The 2,708-nt window shown below is 45.1% G+C and carries 2 protein-coding genes; both read left to right on the top strand.

What is annotated here, in order from left to right:
- Nucleotides 1-253: 253 nt before the first annotated feature.
- Nucleotides 254-1,609 carry a sigma-54 dependent transcriptional regulator gene (locus Q7J27_02985; GenBank protein ID MDO9528104.1) on the top strand — a complete coding sequence of 452 codons (1,356 nt, stop codon included), beginning with the start codon at nt 254-256 and terminating at the stop codon, nt 1,607-1,609.
- A gap of 106 nt (nt 1,610-1,715) precedes the next feature.
- Nucleotides 1,716-2,489, top strand: a complete 774-nt coding sequence (xni, locus tag Q7J27_02980) for a flap endonuclease Xni (protein MDO9528103.1) — start codon at nt 1,716-1,718, stop codon at nt 2,487-2,489.
- Nucleotides 2,490-2,708 lie beyond the last annotated feature (219 nt).

The following is a 2,708-nucleotide window of genomic DNA, read 5'->3' as shown; positions in this document are numbered from 1 at the left end:
TTTTCTTCGCTCAGAACCATTTTGGGGACCATTGATAAATCGATTGACAAATCAATTCTGTAGGGTGGCATTTTATATGCCACCGTTTGCGGTCGGGTGTAAAACCCGACCCTACAATCTAAAACTCGTGCTAACGCACTCAAACAGTTAGATTTTCTTAACGCCGGTCACTACCACCATCTTTTTCCCAAAATGCTTCAATTCGCTGCGAAAAGACTTTTTGCAAACTTGTCAACAATGAGGTTTAATTTTCATGAAATCAAAAAACATTGTACTGATCGTAGATGATGATCGGACCCACCGCATTATGTTACAAACGCTTTTTGCTGGATGGGGATACTCTACCGTTGAGGCGGATGATGGTGATGCTGCCGTTGAAAAGGTCCAAAAACAGCCTTTTGACCTGATCTTAATGGATGTTCGCATGATAAGGGTCTCCGGGCTGGAGGCCTTAACAAAAATCAAAACCCTCAATCCCGCTATTCCGATCATTATTATGACCGCCTATTCATCGGTTGAATCCGCGGTGGAAGCGCTGAAAAATGGGGCTTATGACTACCTCACCAAACCTCTCAATTTCGATGAACTACGGTTCACCATGGAACGGGCCATGGATCACAGACAGTTAAGCGAGGAAAATCGCCTCCTTCGGGAAAGTTTGAGCTCCCAGTTTGACAGACAAAATATCATTGGCCGCAGTGACGCCATGGCAAAGCTCATGGAAACAGTGGCCCAGGTAGCTCCATCTGATGCGACTGTTCTGATCACAGGCGAGTCAGGAACAGGAAAAGAACTGATTGCAGGGTCAATTCACTTTAACAGCCCTCGAAAAGAAGGCCCCTTTGTGAAGATCAATTGTGCCGCCATCACTGAAACACTGCTTGAATCAGAATTTTTCGGTCACGAGAAAGGGGCATTTACCGGTGCCAATCGGCGTAAGGAAGGTAAATTTCGCCAGGCCGATGGAGGGAGTCTGTTTTTAGATGAAATAAGTGAAATGTCACTGGCTATGCAGTCAAAGTTATTACGCGTTTTACAGGAATTGGAGATCACCCGGGTTGGCGGTGAAGAGGTGATAAAAGTGGATGTGAGGGTAATAGCTGCCACCAATAAAGAGCTTCTACAGGAAATTGGAGCCGGTCGATTCCGGGAAGACCTTTTTTATCGTTTAAATGTTATCACCCTGAACGTATCATCTCTGAGAGAAAGGAAAGAGGATATCCCACTTCTTGCCCAGCACTTTTTAAAAATATTTGCCGAAAAGAATCATAAGAAAATAAAAGGGTTTACCCCGCATGCAATGGACCGTCTACTCAAATATGAATGGCCTGGAAACGTTCGAGAACTTATAAACACCGTTGAAAGAGGGGTAGTCCTTTCACGGTCGGAGTATCTTGATGAACATGATATATCGCTAATCGTTAGGGATGAAGATGAAGTATCGCTCCAGGGTGAAATGTCCGGTAATTTGCCTCTTGAGGAAGTGGAAAAGGCCGCTATATTAAAAACGCTGGAGCTGGTCGAAGGTAATAAAAGCGAAGCTGCCAGACGGCTCGGCATTACCAGGAAAACTCTTCATAAAAAGCTCAGGAAGTATCAGGTTATGTAGGGTGTTTGTTTTATGTTTTTTACTGGAACTTAAAGCTTTTGTCGGTAAAAATCTTCAAGCAGACGTCAGCGGATCATCGGAATCTATATAGAAAAAGGGATAGACAGTGGGGATTAACTTCTTATTAGTGGACGCACTTAATCTTATCCGCCGTGTGTATGCCGCTCAACCCGGAGATGACGGGCCGCAGCGGGTAAAGGATGCCCTTACGACAACCGTTCGGTCACTTCAGCGCGCCTTGCGGGAGTGCCGGCCGACCCATGCTGTTTGTGTTTTTGACGGTCAAGAGCCAGGTTGGCGCTATAAGCTGTATGCAGGCTATAAGGCCGGACGCACGCCTATGCCTGAAGCATTGCAGTCGAGTTTAAAAACGTTCGAAGAATCGTTTTTAGAACTTGGTGTTTCTTCACTGACCTTTCCAACATTGGAAGCAGATGATGTCATTGCCACATTAGCCGTGAAAGTGGCGCTGCGGAAAGGAAAAGTTATTATCCTCTCGACCGATAAGATGTTTCTTCAGTTACTTTCTGCTCAGATCAAGGTACGTGACCACTTTAATAAACGAGATATTGATCATGCCTATGTGATGGAAAAATTCGGGGTAAAGCCCGAACAATTTGTTGATTTTCTGGCGCTATCCGGAGACAGCACTAATAATATTCCGGGTGTGCCATCGGTCGGGCATAAAACAGCATCCAGATTATTATTGGAATTCAATGACGTAGACAATGTTTTGTCGGTCGCTGCCGTGATGAAGGGGAAAACAGGTGAAATGTTGCGTAAACATGCCGAAGAGGCGCGCATGGCGCAAACGCTCGTACAACTTCGTAATGACCTGGAGTTTGGTTTGAACCTCAAATTATTTAGATATACTCGCTAATTGTAACATATATGGTCGGGTTTTGGCTCCTGACCATTTCTTGTTCGTCGTTACAATCGGTGAGACAAGAACAAAAGATGTTGTCAACAAATAGAACTGTCCGGTTTTGTAGCAAATGAATTGTCCGCTTTTTGTTGTCCAGGAAGAGCCATGAAACAGGGAGTCATGAGTGGTGTTCCCTGGACAGATGACGAGCGGCGGACTTACGCTGCCTTTCCC

It is taken from the genome of Syntrophales bacterium (assembly GCA_030655775.1).
Lineage (GTDB): Bacteria > Desulfobacterota > Syntrophia > Syntrophales > JADFWA01 > JAUSPI01.
The sequence above is the reverse complement of the archived record's forward strand: the minus strand, read 5'-3'. Positions and strand labels throughout refer to the sequence as shown.